Source organism: Paenarthrobacter sp. DKR-5 (assembly GCF_018531425.1).
In the GTDB taxonomy this organism is placed as follows: Bacteria; Actinomycetota; Actinomycetes; order Actinomycetales; family Micrococcaceae; genus DKR-5.
The window spans coordinates 1-21902 of sequence record NZ_JAHBOI010000005.1; the positions used below are offsets into that span (position 1 = coordinate 1).

Genomic DNA, 21902 nt, shown 5'->3' on the forward strand with positions numbered 1-21902 from the left:
GCCGGACCTTGGCGATGACCTGATCCGGGGTGTGTCTGCGTACCATGATTCGTGAATTTCCTCCTGTGTCCATTCTCGGACACGAAACTCACACAAACACTGGACTCCTACCTGGGGACCCAACCACTGGCGCTCCCGACAATCATCGTTTCCGGCGCCCTCTTTATCTTGGTGGCCATAGGACTGGCGGTGGCGTATATGCGACGGCGACGCAAGAAGTAGCTGGCTCAATGGTTCATCGCGTCAGCTACTCATCAGGTTGCCAGGGCGATGATGAGAACGATCAGGCCGACGAGGATGAGCACGAATGCTCCCAACCGATACACACGCGCAGTCTGGTAGCGTCTCACCGTTTCGCCGGCGACGCCCCACCGTCTGCTCCACCCTCGCGCTAACCGTGAAAGCGGCTCGTTCTGCCATGCACCCAATATCCCTATCGCAATCGCAAGAACTGCCAGCGGGATGGTCGGTCTCATTGTCACAACTTGGCACACCGGTCGGCCGCTCTCAACGTGCGCACAAGCCAAGCGTGGAAGGAGAACACATCATGCACCGAGCCGCTCTTGGACTTGGGTCATCCCGGGTCGAGCGGGTCTCGCCATGAAAAACTTCGAAGCACCCGCGGGACTTTGATCTTCGCCACTGTCGGAGCGGGGCTGTGCGGAACCATTGGCGTCACCGACCTGCTTACCGGGGTGCCCGCATGGAAAGTGATCCTCCTGATCCTGCTCGCCATCCTCGGGCTTGTCCCAACCGTGATCTCGAAGTGAAGCGGGCTGGATCACAACACCCTTGAGTGAGGCGAGTGCGCCCATCGGTGTGCCCTCACCGCGCGAGCATAGCGTCTGACCTGCGGCGATGTGTCCTCATAATCTGCTTTGCAGGCAGGGGGTTAGGGGTTCGAGTCCCCTTGCCTCCACCGAACACCAAGGGTCCCGGCCAGCATCAGCTGGCCGGGACCCTTTTTTGTGCCGTCACATGGTGACCCCCTCAAGCCTCTGTCGCCCCTAGCGGTCCCCCCCCCCCGGGGTGCCGGGGCCGCTATGGACCAGGACCCGGGCCGCCCGGGTCCGCTGGCAGACCGAGGCGGCCACTACAGTTGGCATGTGAACGTTCTCCTGGCCGCCCTCGGCGTCATCGGCATCGCCGCCTCCGGCCCGTTGATGGCGGCCACCAGCGCTCCGGCTTTGACCATGTCCTTTTGGCGTACAGCTCTCGGCGGCGCCGCCCTGGGGGGTGCAGCCGGGCTGCGCAAGCGCGGCGAACTGCGCGCATTGAAGCGTGCGGACCTGGCAGGCATCGGATTCGCGGCACTCATGCTGGCTGCGCATTTTGGCTTCTGGGTCTCTTCGTTGAAGCTGACTTCCGTGGCGTCCTCAACCTCGCTGGTCTGCCTGCAGATGGCCTGGGTCGCCCTGTTCAGCCGGCTCCGCGGTGTCCGGGTGGCACCTGGAGTGCTGGCTGGAATCGCCGTGGCGTTTGCCGGCGTCGCCGTCATTTCCGGCTTCGATTTCTCGCTCTCGCCCAAGGCCGTACTGGGCGACCTTCTGGCTCTCCTGGGCGGCGCCTTCGCTGCGCTGTACACGATGGCGGGGGCGCGTGCCCGGCGCAACCTCTCGACCACCACCTATGCGGCCCTCTGCTACGGCGGGTGCGCCCTGGTGCTGCTCGCCGCCTGCCTGCTCAGCGGGCAGCAGTTGACCGGATTCGCGCCGCAGGTCTGGCTGCTCATCCTCGCCGTCGCACTGCTGGCCCAGATCCTTGGCCACACTGTTTTCAACCATCTGCTCGCCGTGATGAGCCCGATCGTGGTGTCGCTGATCATTCTGCTCGAGGTGCCGGGGGCAGCCATCCTGGCCGCCGCGTTCCTCCGCCAGTCTCCGCCGTGGGGAACCTATGCGGGCCTGGGGCTGATCCTCGCCGGGCTCGCTGTGGTCGTCCTGGCCCAGCCCTCCGCGCGCAAGAGAAAGGGCCCCCGCGGACGGGGACCCTTTCCGGATGTGTCGTAGCGCCGCGGGTTACTTGCCCGGGGCGTCGTCCTTGTGCTCAATGCTCGCGGCGATGTTCCGGACCGCGGTCTTGGCGTCGGTGGGGGCGTCCTTTGCGCCGGCGGCCGAGCCGCTGGTCGCCGTATCCGCCTTGTGCTTCGCCTTGTCCGCGGCGTCGGCCGTCTTCTCCTGGGCCGCAGCGGAGGCGTCCTTCGCCTCTTCCTTGACCTCGGTGGACGTCGGGGCCGGCTCAGGGACCTCGGTCACCGTCGGAGCGGGGCTCGGGGTGCTCTTCTGCGCCGGGGCCGGGGTCTTCCACGGATCTTCGACCGGCCGCGACGCGCGCCAGGCGGCGACGCCGGCGGCCACGGCAGCGGCGATCACGCCGAAGACCAGCCAGCCGCGCTTGCGGGGCCGCTTCTGCGGAGCAAGCTGGTCCGATGCCGCCTGGACAGCGGCATTGACCTGCGTCGGGGCCGACTCAAGAGCCTGGGTGACTGCCTCCGAGGCCTCACCGAGGCGTTCCGAGAGCGTCGGGATGAACTCGCCGACAACCTTCTCGCGGGCGGAGTGGATCACGGGGACCGCGCGGTCCAGTGCGCTGTGCATAGCCGGAACCGCGCCTTCGACCGCATCCGAGAGCTTCGGCGCCATCTGCGCCAGGCCGCCCTGGATTTTCGGCGTGTAGTGCGCCACGCCGCCGGCCAGCTGGTGGGCTGCGGTCTTCAGGCCTTCCTGGATTTTCGGAGAAGCAGTGTCAATGCCCTGCTGGATCTTCGGCACGGCCCACTGCACTGCGGCGTCAACGCGCGGCTGCGCCCACTCCTTGGCAGATTCGACACCAGCGTTCACGCTGTGCTCAAGGTCCCGGGTTACCTGGTCTGTCTTCTTCACAACTACCTCCAGAACTGTCAACGGTCATTACTAAGCCTACGTGCAATGTCTATAGCGGGCCATTCTCCCGAGAGCAAATACCCCGAAACGACCGATCGCTGCATGGAACAATGGCGTTATGACTGCGACACCTACAGCAAAAGCAACCATCCAGACCAACCACGGGGACATCGTGGTGAACCTCTTCGGGAACCACGCTCCCAAGACGGTGAAGAACTTCGTTGACCTCGCCACCGGCGCACGCACCTGGACCCACCCGGGCACGGGTGAGGAAACCAACGCCCCGCTGTACAACGGGACGATCTTCCACCGCATCATCAAGGACTTCATGATCCAGGGCGGGGACCCCCTCGGCCGCGGCGTCGGCGGACCGGGTTACAAGTTCGACGACGAGATCCACCCGGAACTGACCTTCAACGAGCCCTACAAGCTCGCCATGGCGAACGCGGGCATTCAGATGGGCCGCGGCACCAACGGGTCGCAGTTCTTCATCACCACCGTGCCGACCAGCTGGCTGCAGGGCAAGCACTCGATCTTCGGCGAGGTTGCCGACGAGGAGTCCCGCAAGGTTGTCGACGCGATCGAGGCGGTTCCGACAGGCGCCGGGGACAAGCCGCGTGAGGACGTCGTTATTAACAGCGTCACGGTCGAGCAGCTCTGACCTTTTACCTCAACCACGCGGAGCCACAGTACGCATGAGTTACGGACAACCGGCGGCCGAGCCGTCCACTGAGATTCCTGTCTGCCCCCGGCACCCTGACCGCATTTCGTATGTGCGCTGCCAGCGGTGCGGGAGGCCGGCGTGCCCGGAATGCCAGCGGACGGCGGCCGTCGGTGTCCAGTGCGTCGACTGCGTGCACGAGCAGGCCCGTGCCCGCAGTACCGGTGTGAGCGGGCCCTACGGGGGCGCTCCTGCGGCCGGCGGCCGCGCCATTGTCACGTACGTGATGATCGGCTTGTGCATCGCCGTCTACCTGCTGCAGTTGGTGCTGCCGGATGACTTCATGTACCAGCAGTTCGCCTATGCTCCGGTGACAACGGAAACCGAGCCGTGGCGGATGCTCACCTCGGCCTTCCTGCACTCGCAGGGACTCATCCTGCATATTGCGTTCAACATGTACGCCCTGTGGATCATCGGCCGGGCACTGGAACCTTTGGTGGGCCACGCCCGGTACCTCGCTCTCTACCTGCTGTCCGCCTTCGGCGGTTCGGTGGGATACCTGCTTTTCAACAGCCTTTCGGACAATTCCGGCGTCGTCGGAGCTTCGGGCGCCGTATTCGGACTCTTCGGGGCGCTCTTCGTCGTCCAGCGGCACCGGGGCGGGGACATCCGCGGCCTGCTCTGGCTGATCGGCATCAACTTCGCCCTCGGGTTCATCGCCCCCGGTATTGCCTGGCAGGCGCACTTGGGCGGCCTGGTGACGGGAGGGCTCGCCGCGGCCCTCGTGGTCTATGTTCCCCGGTCGGCGCAGCGGAGCCTGATCCAGTGGGCCGGAATGGCGGCGCTGCTCGCCGTCCTGGTCGCGGCGACGTACGCAAAGGTTGCCGCCGGCTGAGTTATCCACCGGCCGCGGCCGCACTTATCCACAGCCTTTATGCACATGGGCATAAGTTACACACATGTAATTCCACAGCTGTGGATTACGTCTGGCCTGCGCTGATGCGGTTTTCCCACATATTAACAGCTTTGTCCCCAGATCTGTGGATAACTTAAACCACAGCCTGTGGTTTAAGGCCTGTGGTTTAAATCCTCTCCGCCGAGCGGGCACTGTCGGCGGCCTTGCCGCGGACGAGGTCGCCGATAGTGCCCGTTCGCGGGCATGCGGAGCAGATCCGGACGGGTACTAAAAAGGGCGGGGCACGCAGTCGCGTGCTCCGCCCTTTTGAGGGGAAGGGGTCAGTCCCTCCAGCGGGTGGTCATGAGAAACCCGACGATCGCGATGGCGAAGCCCACGAGGATGTTCCAGGACGCCAGCGCTGGCACCGGGTAGGCACCCTGCGTGATGTAGAAGGTAATGATCCACAGCAGGCCGATGACCATCAGGCCGAACATGACCGGCTTGTACCAGACCGGGTTCGGCTTGTAGGCCTTGGTGCCTGCCTGCTCGGCAACGGGGCGGGCAGGCCGCCTGCGGGACTTGGACTCGGGCACTGGTACTCCTTAGCAGACGGATCAGCGGGGGCGCAGGGCGCCATCTAGCTGCCAATTCTAGCGGCAGTGGCTCAGCCATCGCCTCGGCGTCTGGCCGCCGCCCCGCCGGCGCCTGGTCCGGCAGGCTGGGCCGGTTTGCCCGCGCCGGTAAAATTGGGGCATGAGCGCTACCCGCATCCTCGTCATCGACAACTACGACAGCTTTGTCTACACCCTCGTCGGCTATCTCCAGCAGTTGGGCGCCGAGACAACGGTGGTGCGCAACGACGATGTGACGCTCGAGGAAGCGATCGCCCTGGCCTCGGCGCGGGACGGCGTGCTCGTCTCCCCCGGCCCGGGCAACCCGTCGGAAGCCGGGGTCTGCATCGAGCTGATCCGCTGGTGCGGCGAACACTCCAAGCCGATGCTCGGCGTCTGCCTCGGCCACCAGGCGCTGGCCGAAGCCTACGGCGGCGTCGTGACGCACGCGCCCGAACTGATGCACGGCAAGGTCTCCCAGGTGGAGCACGGCGGCCAGAACGTCTTCGCAGGGCTGCCCAGCCCGTTCACGGCAACGCGGTACCACTCGCTGGCAGCGGTGAACGAATCCGTCCCCGCGGACCTGGAGGTGACCGCCCGGACCGCGGGCGGGGTCATTATGGGTCTGGCGCACCGAACGGCACCGCTGTACGGCGTTCAGTTCCACCCGGAGTCCGTGCTGACCGAAGGCGGCTACCGGATGCTCGGCAACTGGCTTGAGTCCCTAGGGATGGAAGGCGTCGCCGCGCGGGCGGCCACCATGAGCCCGCTGATCAGCACCTAATCCGGCAGCCCATCCGGGGCGGCGTCGACGGCGAGGCACGGCAAGGAACTATCCGCCAATCCCGAGGTCGGGTGCCGCCGTGTCCGTCGGGCTCGGCGTCGGCGTGGGGGTTGGGGTCGGTTTGGGCTTCGGTGCGGCCTTGGCCACTTCCAGGGTGACGGTCGCGCCTTGGTCGACTGCCGTGCCCGCCGTCTCGCTCTGCGAGGTGACCTTGCCGGATTCGACCTGCTTGTTGACCTTCTCCACAACGTTGACGCGAAGCCCGATGGCGGCCAGTGCCTTCTCCGCATCCGGGCGGTCACTGCCGCGCAGCTCGGGCATGGTCACCTGTCCGGTGGAAATCACGATGTCCACGTTGCTGCCGATGGGCACCACCTGGCCCGGCGCCGGCTTGGTCGCAATCACCATGCCGCGGGGAACAGTGACGCTGTTGTCCTGGGTCGTCCGGTTCGGGATCAGGCCCAGCGCACGCAGATCGTCCCGTGCCGCCGCCTCGGTCTGGCCGACAATCGAGGCCGGAATGGTGGCGACGCTCGGCCCGCTCGAGACGGTCAGCGTCACCGTGGACTGCGGGGCGATTTCGCTGCCCGCCGTCGGTGTGGTGCCGATCGCGGTGCCCTTCTCCACCGTGTCGCTCTGCACGCGGGTGATCGAGGGTTTGAACCCCGCGGCATAGAGCTTGTTCAGCGCATCGGTTTCACTCAAGGTGGCGACCGACGGAACGGCGACCATGGGCGGAGGAGCCGGTTTCGCGGTCGTGACGCTCCACACCCAGTACCCGCCCGCAGCGAGCACGAGCAAGGTGGCAATCAGCAGGGCGATCATCCAGCCGCGCCGCCCGGTGCTCCGGCGGCGGTCCGGCTCACGCTCAGCCGGAAGGTCGAGGGCATACTGGTCGGACGGCTCTTCGTGCTCGGCGGACTCCGTGGTGAGCGGTCCGCCAGCCAGCGCCCGGGCCATGGCACGCGTGCGCGGCTCTTCATCCAGGAACGCGGCTCCGGTGCCTGCGGCGCCCGCCGCGAGGGCGGCACGCGAGCCCGCTGCAACACGCTCGGTGGGGTCGGTGACGGCCTCGGTGCTGCTGATGGGCGGCAGCACCACGCCTCCGGCCGCGGCGCGCAGGGCGCGGCGGAAGGCCGCGGCGTCCTGGAACCGGTCCGAGCGGTTCTTCTGCAGGGCCCGGGCAAGGATGCTGTCCAAGGCCTCGGAGACCTCGGGGTTGAACTGGCTTGGCGGCGCAGGCGTCTCCCGGACATGCTGATAGGCCACCGATACCGGGCTGTCCCCCACGAAGGGTGGCCGGCCGGTCAGCATTTCGTACAGCAGGCAGGCCGCCGAGTACAGATCGCTGCGCGCGTCCACGGTTTCGCCGCGGGCCTGCTCCGGCGAGAGGTACTGGGCGGTACCGATCACGGCCTGGGTCTGCGTCATCGTGGCCGAGGAATCAGCAACGGCCCTGGCGATGCCGAAATCCATCACCTTCACCCCGGAACCGTGCGAGGTCACCATCACGTTGGCGGGCTTGATGTCGCGGTGGACGATCCCGGCGCGGTGGCTGTATTCGAGCGCCGACAGCACGCCCAGGGTGTGTTCTATCGCGTCGGCAATGGTGACCTCTCGGGCCCGGATGAGGTCGCGGAGGGTGCGGCCGGAGACATACTCCATCACGATGAAGGGCAGGCGGACATCGTCGGGTGATTCAGCGGCCGGCGCCTGGTCGCCCGTGTCGTACACGGAAACGATCGAGGGGTGGTTCAGCGCGGCCACGGCCTGGGCTTCACGCCGGAACCGTGCCTGCAGCTGCGGGTCCCGGGCGAGGTCCGGCCGCAGCATTTTCACGGCGACGCGCCGGCCGAGCACGGTGTCCCGGCCGGTGTACACATCCGCCATGCCGCCGCGGCCGAGCAGCTCGCCGAGTTCATAGCGCCCGTTGAGGACGCGCTGCGTGTTCAAAGTGGAGCTGTCCTCTCTGTGCGTGGTGATGGTCCGGTCCTGTTCGTGCTACGGCTTGGTGCTCGGGCTGGCTGTCGGCGCGGCAGTCGGCGTCGGCGCAGGCGCCGGGCCCTTGGAAACCGAGTACTCAACAGTCGAGCCCTTGGGCACGCTTTGACCCTGCTTCGGTGCGGCAACGACTTCATTCTTCGGGGAGTCGCTCGCCACCTGGGACGGCGCCGGCACCAGCCCGGCGTTCACCAGTGCCGCCTGGGCATCCGGCGCGTTCATCCCGACGATGTTGGGCACCGTGACCATTTCCTGGCCCTTGGAGTAGGTGACCGTGATCAGCGACCCCTTCTGCACGGGGCCGGCCGGGTCCACGCCCATGACGACGCCCGCCGCCTCGCCGTTCTGCGGGGCGACAGGGACGCCCTTGACCTGCAGGCCCAGGGCCGACAGCTCGGACTGGACCTTGTTGAACTGCTGGCCGAGATAGGCGTCCGGGATGACGTTCACCGTCTCAGGAGCCGACGGCGTCGGTGTCGGTGCTTCCGATGTCGCCGAGGGAGTGGGTGCAGCGGAGGTTGTCTGCACCGGCGGTGCACTGGTGGTGCCGCTGCGCGGGAACAGGATCCCCGCCTGGCTCAGCAGCACGCCGATCAGTACGAACAGCACGAGCAGGATCAAACCGACCAGCGGCCAGGTCCACGGGCTGCGTCCGCGGCGGCGTGGCTCCTCTTCCTCCGGTTCGTCCTCGAAATCCTCCTGCACCCAGCTCCGCTGGGCGCCCGGGCCGTCGTGGCCGACCACCGGCAGAGCCGAGGTGCCGGGGGCCGATTCCGCTGCCGAGGCAGCCAGGGCGGCAGCTCCCACAACCGAGGTGGGAGCGGTCGCCTGCATGCCGACCGGCGCGGTGATCGGACCGGTGGCGGTGTCGAAGAGCAGCATCCCCGGCACGGCCGCGTGCGCGGCCCTGATGTCACCGCGGCGGATGGCGTCCGCCGCGTCGGCCAGGGCATCCGCGTTGGCGGGCCGGTTTTTCGGGTCCTTGGCCAGCATGGACATCAGCAGGGCGCGGACCGGCGCCGGGAGGGACTCGGGCAGCGGCGGCGGCGCGTCGTTGACCTGGGCGAGGGCGATCGCGATCTGGGACTCCCCAGAGAACGGGCGCCGGCCGCTGAGGCATTCGTAGCCGATCACACCGAGCGAGTAGATGTCGCTCGCCCCGGTGGCCGTCTGTCCGGTGGCCTGTTCCGGGGCCAGGTACTGCGCGGTGCCCATGACCTGCCCGGTCTGCGTGAGGGGGACCTGGTCCGCGAGCCGGGCGATGCCGAAGTCGGTGACCTTCACCCGGTTGTCCGGCGTGATGAGCAGGTTGCCCGGCTTCACGTCGCGGTGCACCAGACCCTGCGCGTGGGCAATCGACAGCGCCCGGGCGGTCTGCGAAATGATGGAGAGCGTCCGGTCCGGGGAGAGCACCTGCTCGCGGTCGATGATCGTCGACAGCGGCTGGCCGGGGACGAGTTCCATCACGAGGTAGGCGGAACCCTCCTCCTCGCCGTAGTCGAACACATTCGCGATGCCGACGTGATTCAGCAGCGCCGTGTGCCGGGCTTCGGCGCGGAAACGCTGGAGGAAGCCGGGATCGCCGGTGTACTCCTCCTTGAGGATCTTGATGGCGACGGTGCGGCCCAGAACCTTGTCCTGGGCCTTCCAGACCTCTCCCATGCCGCCGATCGCTATGCGACTGGTGAGCTGGAATCGGCCGCCTAATGTGATACCCGGGGAAGGCCTCACTTGTTCAACACCGCCTCAATAAGTTTCTTTGCGTTGGGACTGGTCAGCTGGGCGCCGGTTCTGATGTCCACGTCCTGCATCACGATCGAGACCACCACCTGCGGGTCATTTGCCGGGGCGAAGCCAGTGAACCACGAGTTGTTCTGGCCCCCGGCCCCGAGTTCGGCGGTTCCGGTCTTGCCGGCCACCTCCACCCCGGGGACCTGGGCACCGGAGGCAATCCCCTTGTCGACCACATCGGTCATCCAGGAGGTGATCTGCTTGGAGATTTCCGGCGTCGTCGAGGTGCGCAGGACTTCCGGTTTCGGCTCGTCATAGGGACGCAGGTCGGGACCGCGGAGCGCCTTGATCAGGTTTGGCTTCATCTGCACGCCGTTGTTGGCGATGGCAGCCGTCATCAACGCAATCTGCAGAGGGGTGGCCTTCACATCGAACTGGCCGACCGCGGACTGGGCCAGCTGGGCCTGGTTCAGGTCTGACGGGAACACGCTGGGCGTGTAGTCGAGCTTGAGCTGATCACCGGCGTCCTGGCCGAAGCCGAACTTGCGGGCCTGCTCGGCGATCGCGTTCTGGCCCAGGTCGAGGGCAATGTGGGCGAACGGTGTGTTGCAGGATTGTTCGAGGGCGAACGCGAAGTCCGCCTCGGTCTGCGCCGAGCACCCGCCGTAGAGGTAGTTCGGCAGGCTCACATTGGTTCCCGGGAGGGGAAGCGCAGCCGGGTTCGGCAGCACCGAGTCCTTGTTGTACTTGCCGGAGGACAGCGCGGCCGCCGTGTCGACCAGCTTGAACACGGACCCGGGTGAGTAGAGATCACCGGTGGCCGCGCTGTTGTACAACGAGATCCCGGGCACGTCCTTGAGCTGGCTCCACGCTTTGGCCACCGCACTGGGGTTGTGGCTGGCCATGAGGTTGGTGTCATAGGACGGCTTGGACACCATGGCGATGATGTTGCCCGTCTTGGGGTTCATCACGACTATGGAGCCGCGCTGGCCGTCAGGGATCAGGCTGTAGGCCAGCGCCTGAATCTTCGGGTCGATGGTCAGTTCCACCGAGGCGCCCTTGGGCTGGTTGCCCAGGAACATGGACACCACACGGTCGTAGAAGAGCTGATCCGTGTTGCCGGTGAGATCGTTTTCCATCTGCTTTTCCAGCCCTGTCTGGCCGAAGCTGCGCGAGAAGAAACCGGTGATGCCCGAGTACAGCAGCGGGTTGTTGTACTGCCGCTGGTACTTGCAGGTGTCACCGTTGGTGCTCGGCACGGACTGGGCGATCGGCTGGCCGCCGACGAGGATGGTGCCGCGCTCGTTGCAGAAATTCTGCAGCAGCGCACGGTTGTTCCACGGATTGTTCTTCAGCTCGTCGACGGCGAAGAACTGGACGTAAGTGATGCCGCCGAAAATCAGCGCGAAGAGCGCGATCGCGACAATCCAGGTGCTGCGGATGGCCTGGTTCACGGGAGCTTCACCGCCTCGGTAGCAGGGCCAAGATCAGCTTCGAGCGGACCGGTGGAATAGGGGCGCCGGGCGGCGTCGGAAATCAGCAGCAACAGCGCGACGACGATCCAGTTCGCCAGCAGCGACGAACCGCCGGCCGCCAGGAAGGGCGTGGTGAGACCGGTGAGCGGGATCAACCGGGTGATGCCGCCGATCACCACAAAGCACTGCAGCGCGAGGGCGAAGGAGAGGCCGCAGCCGAGCAGCTTCCCGAAGGCGTCCCGCGTGCCGAGGGCTGCGCGAATGCCGCGTGTGACCAGCAGCAGGTAGAGCAGGACGATGGCGAACAGGCCAATCAGGCCCAGTTCCTCGCCGAGCGAGGCGATGATCATGTCCGAGTTGGCGTACGGGACCAGGTCCGGCCGGCCCTGTCCCAGACCCGTGCCCAGCAGGCCGCCGTTGGCCATGCCGAACAGTCCCTGTACGATCTGCCCGCTGCCGCCGGAGGCACGGCCGTAGACCTCCGGGGTGAAGGCGTTGAGCCACCCGTCGACGCGCAGGGCGACGTGGGAGAAAATCTTGGCCGCGGCGAAACCGCCCACTGCGATCAGCACCAGGCCGAGGACGACCCAGCTGACGCGGCTCGTGGCCACGTAGATCATGGCCATGAACAGGCCGAAGAACATGAAGGACGAACCCATGTCCCGCTGGAACACGAGGATGCCGATGCTGACCAGCCACGCTGCGAACAGGGGGCCCATGTCCTTGAAACGGGGCAGCTGGAGCGGCCCGACCTTCTTGCCGGCCAGCAGGATCAGGTCCCGGTTGGAGGATAAATACCCTGCAAAGAATATAGCGAGGGTGATCTTGGCGATTTCGCCGGGCTGGAAGGTCATGCCGCCCACGACGATCCACAGGTTGGCGCCGTTGATGTTCGCGCCGAGCCCCGGCACCAGCGGCAGGATCAGCAGGACGGCGCTGACCACCAGCGAAATATAGGTGAAACGGCGAAGAACCCGGTGGTCGCGGAGGAACCACAGCACTGCCGCGGTGGCCACGATCGCCAGGGCCGTCCAGGTCAGCTGTTTGCCGCCTGCGCCCTCCCCGGTGGCGATGTCGAGCCGGTGGATCATGGCGAGCCCGAGGCCGTTCAGGGCGGTCACGATGGGAAGTATCACCGGATCGGCATATTTCGCGCGGATCCGCAGGACCACGTGAATGGAGAACACCAGGACCGTGAGCAGGATGGCCTGGGTCCAGAAATCGCTGTCCATCCACGGCGACTTGTCCAGACTGACCATGGCGTTCGCACCGATGCCGACGGCAAGGGCGAGGACCAGGAGCAGTGCCTCGACATTGCGCCGGGGCTTGGCGACCGGTAGCTGCTGGCTCATGGTGTACCTCCGGCACAAGGGGAAGCCGAGGACGACGGCGACGGCGACGCGGTCGGCGTTGCTGCGGCTTTGGCGGACGCCTTCGCGGTAGGCGTGGCGGACGGCTTCGCGGATGGCTTCGCGGCCGGCTTGGCGGCCGCCTTCGCGCTGCTGTGCGCCGAGGGGGAGGCTGTGGGCTTCGGGGAAGCGGTGGCGCTGGGCGAACCGGTCGGTGCAGGGCAGCCGGCGGCGGGTCCCGTGTCGCTTTGCAGGTTCTTGACGATCTGCTGGGCATCGGTCAGGCTGCTGGCCGGGACCGTCTGCTGGACGCGCTGCTGCGAGAATTCGGAGAGCGAGGACACCGCGACGTCAGTGGTGGACTGCAGGTGCGAAAGCGGGATCGGCCCAAGATTCTGTGAGACGCCGTTGTAGATGGCGACCTTTCCCTCGGAAACCCCCACGTAGTAGCGGCTCTGCGTCCACGCATAACCGATCACGCCGCCGGCGACGAGGGCGAGCAGGAGAACAGCGGCAACGGCGACACGCACCCATGGCCGGCCCCTCCGGGGCAGCGACATGAGGGCGTCATCCTCGGGCTCATGCCGTCGGCTGGCCGTCTTGTGCGTCAGCACCGTGGCGGCGCGGCGGGAGGCAGCGCGGCCTGCGACAGCCGGGATGGAGCCCGCTTCGGCAGCCGTGGCCGCTGCGCCGACCAGCTCATGCGGCCGGCTGGCAAGCTCTTCGCGCAGGACTGCCGCCACCAGGTGGCCTCCGAGATTCTCGCCGTCGCCCTCCGAATCTTCGGCCCCGCCGTCCGCGGGCTTCTCCGCAGCAGCGGACTCGGTGCTGGTGCTGGCGGGTGCGGACCCGCGGCCGGCCGCCGCCGCGGGGGCTACGGGATGCAGGCCGGTCCGGGGGGAGCCGGTGCCGGGCTCGACGACGGCCAGGGCGTCGGTGCGCACGTCGTCGCCGGTCGCCTCGGCTACCTCGATGACGGCGACCGTCACGTTGTCGGGGGAGCCGCCGTCGAGGGTCATTTCGACCAGGCGTTCGACGCACTGACGGATGTCGGAAGTGTTGCGCAGGACGTCTTCAACGGTGGCCGTCGGAACCACCGCATTCAGCCCGTCGGAGCAGAGCAGCCAGCGTTCGCCCGCGGAGGCTTCGAAGCTGGCGAGGTCGAGTTCCGGGCTGGCGTCGACGTCGCCGAGGACGCGCATGAGCACATTCTTGTGCGGGTGCGTCTCGGCTTCCTCGGGCCGGAGCCGTCCCTCGTCAATCAGCCGCTGGACAAACGTGTGGTCCACGCTGATCTGCTCGAAGACACCGTCCTTGAGCCGGTAGGCGCGGGAGTCGCCGATATGGGCGAACTCGATTTTGTCCCCGGCCAGCAGGAGGGCCGTGACGGTGGTGCCCATGCCCGCCAGTTTGGGATTGTCGTGCACGAGCTCCGAGAGCAGGGAATTGGCGGTCTGGATTTCGTCTGCGAGCACCGTGCCGGCATCTCCGGCGTACCCTTCCCGGTCCAGGTGGATCAGGTCCAGAACTGTCGACGCCGAGGCCACGTCACCGCCGGCATGGCCGCCCATGCCGTCGGCGACGACCGCGAGATGCTGCCCGACATAGGCGGAGTCGTCATTCTTGGAGCGGATTTTTCCCACATCCGAGCGCGCCGCATAGCGCAGAACTTTGGGCACGGCTACGGCCTCAATTCGATGACCGTCTTGCCGATCCGGATGGGAGCGCCAAGCTCTACCGGCAGGGCGCGGGTGAGCTGCTGGTCAGCGAGGTACGTGCCGTTGGTGGAGCCGAGGTCCTCGATGAACCAGCGGCTGCCTTGCGGGAAAAGGCGGGCATGGCGCCCGGAGGCGTAATCGTCTTCCAGGACCAGGGTGGCTTCCTGGGCGCGGCCGAGCAGGATGGGGCTGCTGCCCAGGTCCATGGTGGTGCCTGCCAGCGGGCCTTCGGTGACCACCAGGCGGTGGGCCTGCTGCCGCGCCGGAGGAGGACTGTCCACCAGCTCGGGGTGCTTGCGCGCCTGGCGGGCAGACGGCGTGCCCGTGCGGGCCTTGGTTCCGATCACGAGGTCGCGGCGCATGGCGCTCACGATGCTGAAGATCAGCACCCACAGCAGGAGGAGGAATCCGAAGCGCAGGAGGGTGACGGTGAGTTCGCTCACTGGCCGCCTCCGTTCCTCGGCGCTACTAGTCGGAAGATGATCTTGGTGCGTCCCATCGAGATGGAGGAGCCGCCCGTCAGCCCGACGCTGCCGTTGACCCGCTGCCCGTTGACGTAGGTGCCGTTCGTGGAGCCGAGGTCCACTGCATAGGAGCTGCCGTGCTCGGTGCGGATTTCGAGATGGCGCCGGGAAACCCCCGTGTCGTCGATCAGGATGTCCGCCTCCGAGGAGCGGCCGAGGACGATCGACGGGGCATTGAGCGAGTAGCGCCGGCCGTCGATGTCCAGCACCGGCTGCAGATGGGCCGGCTGGCGGCTCGGTGCGGCGGGCCGTTCAGGCGCGCGGGCGGATGTGAGACCGCCGCTCTTGTCGGTGCGCGAAGTGATGTCGAAGTCTCCGGCCTTGAGATTCTCGTCTTCGGAGAAGGACACCCGGACAGGTCCCTGGAGCACGTATCCCTGGCTGCGGGCGTGATTGATCACGACGTCGCACAGCTCTTCCGCCAGCGGCGTGCCCCACTCCTGGGCACGCTCGAAGTCGTCGGGACTCAGATGCGTGTCAAAGACATTGGGTGCGAGGGTGCGTCCCTCCGAAATGGTGATCGCCTTATGATCCAGTTCCCGTCGGAGCCGGCTGGCGATCTCCACGGGCTGGACCTGGGCGTGCGACCCTCGGGAGAATGCGCCTCGGACGACTTTCTCGATGCCTCGTTCAACATTGTCCAGCAGTCCCACGGTCACCTCCCTACTCTTGCTTTCCGGGCCTGATTCGCGCCGCCTCCCGGGCGGGACAAACAGCACCGGTGATGCCCCGGCAGACCGTCCCATCAAAAGCAACGCTCCCTCGATAGTAATGGGAGCACATGGGAAAGACCTTAAAGGCGCATCGGTGCGCGGTGGCCGCCGCGGCCCTGTCGGGGGCGTTTTGGGATTCTCGCCTGCCGTCCGTTATGCTTGATCTCGCTGTTCTTTGCAGGCGGGATCCGGGAAACCGGCTCTTGGGCAGGGAATGCGATTCGCGCGAGTGGCGGAACGGCAGACGCGCTGGCTTCAGGTGCCAGTGTCCGAAAGGGCGTGGGGGTTCAAATCCCCCCTCGCGCACGAATCAACGAAGAGGACCCCCGGCTTTGGCCGGGGGTCCTCTTTTCTGTTCCAGGGCACGCCACGTCTTCCGTCAAGGGCGGCGGAGGACCTTATAGACCTCGAACCAGAGAACGCCGGCACACCCCGCGCCCAAGGTCAGCAGCCACTGGGCCGCCGTCAGGCTGCCGAGGTTGAAAGCCTCGCGCAGCCACGGCGTTCCCAGCAGGAGCGCGAGCAGGACGGCTCCTCCGGCCAGCACCCAGCCGAGCGCGGGGTTCCTGCGTTCACGCAGCGTCCGCCATACCGGCAGGCGCCAGGAGCGGTTCACCAGGATGAGGGCAAAGTTGCCGACGACGAGCGTGGCGAAGGCGAGGGACCGGACGACCAGCGGGTCCGTTCCCGCTCCGATGCTCCAGAGGTAGACCACTGTCACCGCGGCGAGCACTGAGCACCCCTGGCCGACGGCCACGGCGAGTGCGGCCCGGTCGAACAGGGGTGCACCTACCCGCCGCGGTGGCTGTTCCATGATCCGGGGGTCGGTCTGCTCTGCTTCGAACACGACGGAGCAGGCCGGGTCGATGATGAGCTCGAGGAAAGCGATCTGCACCGGAAGCAGCACGAGAGGCCACGCGGCAACGAACACCGGCAGCAGCGCCATTCCGACGATGGGAACGTGGACAGCTATGACGTAAGCCATTGCTTTGCGCAGGTTGTCGAAAATGCCGCGTCCTTGGCGGATGCCGTCCGCGATCGACGTGAAGTCGTCGTCCGTGATGACGAGACCGGCAGCCTCACGGGCGACGTCGGTCCCGCGGCCGCCCATTGCGATGCCGATGTCCGCCGCGCGCAGTGCGGGAGCATCGTTGACGCCGTCGCCGGTCATGCCGACGATTTCACCGTTGAGCCGGAGGGCGCGGATGAGCTGGAGTTTCTGTTCGGGCACCATGCGGGCGAAGACGCTCACCGTACGGATCCGGCGGGCCAGTTCGGCGTCGGTCATGGCGGCCAGTTCGGGGCCGGTGATCACTCCCGCTGCAGCATCCAGGCCGGCTTCCCGGGCGATCGCCAAGGCAGTGCCCGGGTAGTCGCCGGTGACCATGACGGTGCGCACACCGGCGCGGGCGCAGGCGCCCACCGCCTCGGCAACCCCGGGCCGAAGCGGATCGGTGAGGCCGGCAAGGCCCAGGTATTCGAAGTCGAAGTCGTGCTGCTCCTCCGGGAGACGGTCCAGTGTGTTGAAGGACGCACCGGCAATTCCGAGAACCCGCTGGCCTCCAGCCGTCGCCGTCTCGACCTGGCGGATGAGCGTGGCCCGCTGTTCCGGGCCGAAGTGGCACAGGTCCGCAATGGCCTCGGGCGCGCCCTTCGCCGCAATGACGTACCGTTCCCCGTCGGGGGAGCGCCAGACGTGCGAGAGGGCGAGCAAGGACTCCGACAGCGGATACTCGCGCACCAGCTCCCAGTCTGCGTGCAGATGGCCGGTATCGGCCAGATAGGTGTCGCCGGCCGCCCGGAACGCCTTGTCCATGGGGTCGAACGGCGTGGGCGGGGAGGCGAGGACCGCGAACTCGGCGGCCTGATGGAAGGCTTCGGGAAGGCGGCTGCCGTCGAGGGCGCAGGTGTCGGTTCCGACGGTGAACTCGCGCACCGTCATTCTGTTCTGCGTCAGCGTGCCGGTTTTGTCGACACAAACGACCGTGACCGAGCCGAGCGCCTCGATCACCGGGGCCCGCCGCGTCAGCACGTGCCGGCGCGACATCCGCCACGCTCCCAGTGCGAGGAACACCGTCAGCACCACCGGAAACTCTTCGGGCAGCATCGCCATGGCGGTCGCGATGCCGGCCAGCAGGCCCTGCAGCAGGTTGCCGCGGATCAGGGCGTGGACGACAACCACGACGGCGGCCGCGGCGACGCCGAAAACCGCGATGAACCGCACCAGCCGGTCGATTTCGCGCTGGAGAGGAGTGCGCTCCGCGTCGATTGAGCGAAGCGCCGTGCCGATCCGGCCCAGGGCCGTGCCGGGGCCGGTCTCTTTCACCAGGGCCGCGCCCTGCCCTTTCACCACGAGGGTGCCGGAAAAGATCCACGGGGTCGCGTCCCCGCCGGGTGCCTGCGCTGCCGCGGACCGGAAACCGGGACCCGGGAAGGGGACTTTGCGGACCGGCACCGCTTCGCCGGTGAGGGCCGATTCGTCGACGGAGAAGCTGCGGCAGCGCAGCAGCACCGCATCCGCCGGCACGCGGTCCCCCTCGGCAAGCACGACGACGTCGCCCCGGACGACGTCGCGGCCGGCGATCCGCAGCTGCCGGCCGTCACGGATGACGAGGGCCCGGGGAGAAGAGAGGTCCCGCAGCGCGGCCAGCGCGTTCTCGGTCTTGTGCTCCTGATAAACCGTGATGGCGATGACGACCGCCACGAAGGACAGCAACAGCACGCCGTCAAACGGTTCGGCAAGCAGGAAGTTGATGGTTCCGGCGCCCAGGAGCAGAAGCAGCATCGGCTGGCGCACCACGTCCCACCCCTGCCGCAGCAGGTTGCGCCGGCGGCCCGCAGGAAGTTCGTTCGGTCCGTCCGCGGCAAGGAGCCGGGCCGCCTCAGCGCCGGACAGCCCCTCGGCGGAAAGATCGTCGTCGGAGAGGGCTGACCGGACCGGTCCCGAGGGACCGGCTCCGCCTCCGCGTTCCGCCGTCGGTCCCGTCCGCTCCGCCATGCGTTCAGCCTGTGCGCGACCGGCGGGACGGCCTAGGGCCGGAGGTCCCTCGCCTGTGGTGCGGTCTACCCGGCGAACTCGGGCAGCCGGACCGTCATCGTGGTGCCTTGCCCCTCGATGGAACTCACCGCCAGTTCCCCGCCGTGCTGCTGGACGACCTCATGGACGATGGCCAGGCCCAGTCCTGTTCCCGGGATGGCGGCCGCCGTCGCATTGGAAGCCCGGAAGAAGCGGGTGAACAGGCGCGGCACGTCCTCGGCTGGGACGCCGATACCGGTGTCCAGTACCCGCACCGTGGCGTGCGGACGGCCTGTTTCGGACTTTTCCTTGGACGTCGCCACGTGCACCGTGCCGCCGGCCGGGGTGAATTTGATGGCGTTGGAGGCGATGTTGGTGAACACCTGCTCCAGCTGTGCCTCGTTGCCTTCCACCGTCAGCGGGCCTGCGCCGGACGTGTCGAGGGTGAGCTCGACGTCGGCGGCGGCAGCGATCGGGGACAGCGAGGTCACCACGGTCTTCAGGACGGTGCCGACGTCGACCGCCTCCATCCGGGGCAGCTGCTGCTGGGAATCCATCCGGGACAGCGTCAGCACGTCCTCGATCAGGCCCTGCAGGCGGGCGGAGTTCCGGCCCACGATTTCAAGCATCCGCGCCGCGACGGGAGGGATGTCGCCGCCCTCGCCGCTGAGCACCATGTCGAGATAGCCGGTGATCGAGGTCAGCGGGGTGCGCAGCTCGTGGTTCACGGTGGCGACGAAGTCGCTCTTGGCCTTGTCGAGCTGCTGCAGCCGCTTGAGCACCTGCTGCTGAACGGTGATCAGGTTGCCCTGGATCAGCCCGTAAGCGAGGTTGTTTGCCACGTGCTGGATCAGGGACAGTTCGGTGCCGCTCCAGGCCCGCGGGCTGCCCGTGCTGACGAACCACACGAGCCCGAACACGGATTCTCCCTCGCCGACCGGCACGCCCGCGACGGCGGTGGCACCGGCTTCCTCGGCCAGGGTGCCGAACGCAGGCCACGGACGGAGGGCCTCGGCCAGGCCGTTCCCGTGGGCGGACAACACGGACGAGCCTTCCCAGAGCCCTTCGGCGATGTCACGCGCGCTGTCCGTGAGCCGTTCAAGGCCCTCGACCGGGACTCCTGCATGAGCTCCGGGGCGCCGCCACTGCTGGGTCAGCACGCTGACGCGGTGGTCCTCGAACACCCACAGGACCACAAGGTCCGCTTCGAATGCCTGTCCCAGCCCGCGCGTCACGGACGATGCCATGGCCTGCGGGTCGTTGGTGCTGCGGATGGAGGCGGAGACAGCGCGGGTCTGCTCGCGCAAGGCCTCCATGGTTTCACGGTGCTCCCGCTGCCGCTGCACGGCTTCGAGCGCATGCTCCACCCGGTGCGCCAGTTCCTGGGCCCGCACCGGCTTGTAGACATAGTCGGCGATGCCGAGCTCCAGGCACTCGGACGCTTCCGGCAGTTCCGCGTCGTCTCCGAGCAGTACCACGGTGGCCGCGCTCTTTTGCCGGCGGAGGATCCGGACCAGCTCCACGCCCCGGCCGCCGTCGAATCCCGCGTCGACCAGGAGAAGATCGGCCGGGCGGCCGAGCACCGCTTCCGTGTCCGCGGCCGCAGCGTCCAGGCCCAGGCTGGACAGGGCCTCCAGGGCGCTGGCGCGCGTCCCGGCGTCGCTGACCACCACGAGGGCCGGCCGCGCGGGGCGTGAATCTGCCGGCAGCTGCACTTTGACCGTGCCTTTCTGTCTCCGGACCTTCCACGAAACGGACCCGAATTTGCCTTGTCAGACCCGACGTTAGCAGCGAAACCGCACCGCCGGTGGCCGCCCCGCAGCGGGCGCCGCTGCGGAAGAGCCCGCTACCCGCCGCCGTCGCGGTGCCCGGCGCTATCGTTGGAGCATGCTTAGCGCCCAGCCCAGCCGTCGGACCTGCCCGGCAACGCCCGGACGGGCGGGCACCGGCGGATGAGCGGGCCGGAGGACGGGGCGCAGATCAGCGACCCGCGGCTCGACGAGCTGGTGGATGCCGTCGTGCGGTTGTCCGCGGGTGACCTCACGGTCCGGGTCGGTTCCTCCCCTGCCCGCGACGCCATCGACGCGGTCATCACGGGAGTGAACCTGCTCGCCGAGGAACTCCATGACGTGTACCAGGGGCTGGAGCAGCGGGTCGAGCAGCGCACGGCCGAGCTGACCCGCGCCCAGGAGGAGCTGCGGCGGATGGCGCTGACGGACGGGCTGACGGGGCTGGCCAACCGCACCCAGCTCAGCAACATGATCGAGGAGGCCACCGCCCGCGCCGCCGAGGGCGGGGACCCGCCGTCGCTGATCCTGCTGGATCTGGACGCGTTCAAGACGATCAACGACGTGCGCGGCCATTCAGCCGGTGACGACGTCCTGCGCGAGGTCGGTGCCCGGCTGCAGGCGGCCGTGCGTGCCGGGGACACGGTGGCCCGCCTGGGCGGCGACGAATTCGCCGTGCTGGTCTGCGACGCCGTGCCCGACCACGCCGTCGTCGTCGCCCACCGCATCCTGGCAGCGCTCGAGCCCCCGATCCGGCTGGGAGACGCCAGCATGCAGGTGGAAGCCAGCATCGGCGTCCGGCTCGGCGGCGGGGCCACGCCCGGCGGTGAACCGCCGACCCCCGAAGTGCTGCTGCGTGACGCGGACACCGCCATGTACGCCGCCAAGAACCGCAGCAAGGGCAACGTGCGCGTCTTCGAAATGCGGATGCTCAGCGCCGCCCGGGAGAGGGCCCAGCTGGCGGAAGACCTGCGGCGAGCCATCGGCGGCCAGGGACTTGAGCTGCGCTATCAGCCGGTGGTGGAGTTGGGGTCCGGCCGGATTATCTCGGCGGAAGCCCTGGTGCGGTGGCCGCACCCCGACCGCGGCGTCATTCCGGCCGCGAAGTTCATTCCGCTGGCCGAAGAAACCGGCCTCATCGTGGAACTGGGCGCCTGGGTGCTGCGGGAGTCGCTGGCACAGCTGGCGCGCTGGACGGAGCAGGGCCTGCCGGACGATTTTCAACTCCGGGTGAATCTTTCGGCGCTCGAGCTGCGGCAGCCGGACCTGCCCGGGAGCCTGAGCGCGGCGCTGGCCGGGCACGGGCTTGCGCCGGAAAGGCTGGTGCTGGAGGTGACCGAGACAGTGCTGATGACCGGGGATTCTGTTGCGGGGGAGAATCTGCAGACTCTTTCGCGCCACGGCATCGGCATCGACATCGACGACTTCGGCACCGGCTACTCCTCGATCAGCTACCTGCGGGAGTTGCCGGTGAGGAACGTGAAGCTGGACAAGTCGCTGATCGCCGAGGTCGCCGGCGATCCGTCGCAGCTCGATTTCGTTGCCGCCATCCTGCAACTGGTGTCCTCCGCGGGCCTTGAAGCAGTGATCGAAGGCGTCGAGACGGGCGCCCAGGCGGATCTGCTCCTGGGCCTGGGGTGCCGCCAGGCGCAGGGTTTTTACTTCAGCGCGGCGCTCCCCGCCGGCGAACTCCACGGCCTGCTGGCCCGCGGTACCTTGTACTGATTTCGTATGGCTTCGCGGGACGTTGCT

General features: G+C 67.6%; 17 protein-coding genes and 1 tRNA gene. 7 read left to right on the plus strand and 11 right to left on the minus strand.

What is annotated here, in order from left to right:
• Positions 1-629: 629 nt before the first annotated feature.
• Entirely contained in the window at positions 630-770 is a 141-nt protein-coding gene (locus tag KIH31_RS11505) for a hypothetical protein (protein ID WP_214427287.1), read from the plus strand.
• Positions 771-1106: 336 nt separating this feature from the next.
• Positions 1107-2009, plus strand: a complete 903-nt coding sequence (locus KIH31_RS11510) for a DMT family transporter (protein WP_214427288.1) — start codon at positions 1107-1109, stop codon at positions 2007-2009.
• A 9-nt stretch (positions 2010-2018) separates the two neighbouring features.
• On the opposite strand, the gene KIH31_RS11515 is transcribed toward KIH31_RS11510, so the two are convergent.
• A complete protein-coding gene (locus KIH31_RS11515) occupies positions 2019-2882 on the minus strand; it encodes a hypothetical protein (protein WP_214427289.1) in 864 nt (287 codons plus the stop codon).
• Between the two features lie 118 nt (positions 2883-3000).
• Here KIH31_RS11515 and KIH31_RS11520 point away from each other — a divergent pair, with 118 nt between their 5' ends.
• Together KIH31_RS11520 and KIH31_RS11525 are read left to right on the plus strand one after the other, a co-directional pair.
• The gene (locus tag KIH31_RS11520) at positions 3001-3543 is read left to right on the plus strand and encodes a peptidylprolyl isomerase (RefSeq protein ID WP_214427290.1); all 543 of its coding nucleotides are present in this window, start codon (positions 3001-3003) and stop codon (positions 3541-3543) included.
• A gap of 226 nt (positions 3544-3769) precedes the next feature.
• Positions 3770-4438 carry a rhomboid family intramembrane serine protease gene (locus KIH31_RS11525; RefSeq protein ID WP_307857631.1) on the plus strand — a complete coding sequence of 223 codons (669 nt, stop codon included), beginning with the start codon at positions 3770-3772 and terminating at the stop codon, positions 4436-4438.
• Between the two features lie 341 nt (positions 4439-4779).
• On the opposite strand, the gene KIH31_RS11530 is transcribed toward KIH31_RS11525, so the two are convergent.
• The gene (locus KIH31_RS11530) at positions 4780-5034 is read right to left on the minus strand and encodes a cell division protein CrgA (protein ID WP_214427292.1); all 255 of its coding nucleotides are present in this window, start codon (positions 5032-5034) and stop codon (positions 4780-4782) included.
• Between the two features lie 160 nt (positions 5035-5194).
• Here KIH31_RS11530 and KIH31_RS11535 point away from each other — a divergent pair, with 160 nt between their 5' ends.
• Complete coding sequence (locus KIH31_RS11535) at positions 5195-5836, plus strand: aminodeoxychorismate/anthranilate synthase component II (protein WP_214427293.1); 642 nt, start codon at positions 5195-5197, stop codon at positions 5834-5836.
• 48 nt (positions 5837-5884) lie between these two features.
• Here the strand turns inward: KIH31_RS11535 and pknB are convergent, their stop codons facing one another.
• The 7 genes from pknB to KIH31_RS11570 are packed head-to-tail and all read right to left on the minus strand — an operon-like array spanning position 5885 to position 15287.
• Positions 5885-7789: a Stk1 family PASTA domain-containing Ser/Thr kinase gene (gene pknB, locus KIH31_RS11540; RefSeq protein ID WP_214427294.1), complete on the minus strand. Its 1905-nt coding sequence runs from the start codon at positions 7787-7789 to the stop codon at positions 5885-5887.
• Between the two features lie 48 nt (positions 7790-7837).
• Positions 7838-9568, minus strand: coding sequence for a protein kinase (locus KIH31_RS11545; RefSeq protein WP_214427295.1), 1731 nt, complete (start codon positions 9566-9568; stop codon positions 7838-7840).
• Positions 9565-11022, minus strand: a complete 1458-nt coding sequence (locus KIH31_RS11550; protein ID WP_214427296.1) for a penicillin-binding protein 2 — start codon at positions 11020-11022, stop codon at positions 9565-9567. The genes KIH31_RS11545 and KIH31_RS11550 overlap by 4 nt, the downstream gene beginning before the upstream one ends.
• The gene (locus KIH31_RS11555) at positions 11019-12395 is read right to left on the minus strand and encodes an FtsW/RodA/SpoVE family cell cycle protein (protein ID WP_214427297.1); all 1377 of its coding nucleotides are present in this window, start codon (positions 12393-12395) and stop codon (positions 11019-11021) included. Before KIH31_RS11555 ends, KIH31_RS11550 begins: the two co-directional genes overlap by 4 nt.
• Complete coding sequence (locus KIH31_RS11560) at positions 12392-14071, minus strand: protein phosphatase 2C domain-containing protein (RefSeq protein ID WP_307857632.1); 1680 nt, start codon at positions 14069-14071, stop codon at positions 12392-12394. Before KIH31_RS11560 ends, KIH31_RS11555 begins: the two co-directional genes overlap by 4 nt.
• Positions 14072-14073: 2 nt before the next feature.
• Positions 14074-14553, minus strand: a complete 480-nt coding sequence (locus KIH31_RS11565) for an FHA domain-containing protein (protein WP_214427298.1) — start codon at positions 14551-14553, stop codon at positions 14074-14076.
• Complete coding sequence (locus KIH31_RS11570; RefSeq protein ID WP_214427662.1) at positions 14550-15287, minus strand: DUF3662 and FHA domain-containing protein; 738 nt, start codon at positions 15285-15287, stop codon at positions 14550-14552. Before KIH31_RS11570 ends, KIH31_RS11565 begins: the two co-directional genes overlap by 4 nt.
• Positions 15288-15570: 283 nt before the next feature.
• Here KIH31_RS11570 and KIH31_RS11575 point away from each other — a divergent pair.
• Positions 15571-15653, plus strand: a tRNA-Leu gene (locus tag KIH31_RS11575).
• Positions 15654-15726: 73 nt separating this feature from the next.
• Here the strand turns inward: KIH31_RS11575 and KIH31_RS11580 are convergent.
• Together KIH31_RS11580 and KIH31_RS11585 are read right to left on the minus strand one after the other, a co-directional pair.
• Positions 15727-18345 (minus strand): cation-translocating P-type ATPase, encoded by a 2619-nt coding sequence (locus KIH31_RS11580; RefSeq protein WP_214427299.1) that lies wholly within the window; start codon positions 18343-18345, stop codon positions 15727-15729.
• A gap of 65 nt (positions 18346-18410) precedes the next feature.
• On the minus strand, positions 18411-20078 hold the full coding sequence (locus KIH31_RS11585; RefSeq protein ID WP_214427300.1) for an ATP-binding protein: 1668 nt from the start codon (positions 20076-20078) through the stop codon (positions 18411-18413).
• 237 nt (positions 20079-20315) lie between these two features.
• Here KIH31_RS11585 and KIH31_RS11590 point away from each other — a divergent pair, with 237 nt between their 5' ends.
• Entirely contained in the window at positions 20316-21875 is a 1560-nt protein-coding gene (locus KIH31_RS11590; RefSeq protein ID WP_214427301.1) for a bifunctional diguanylate cyclase/phosphodiesterase, read from the plus strand.
• The last annotated feature ends 27 nt before the right edge of the window (positions 21876-21902 follow it).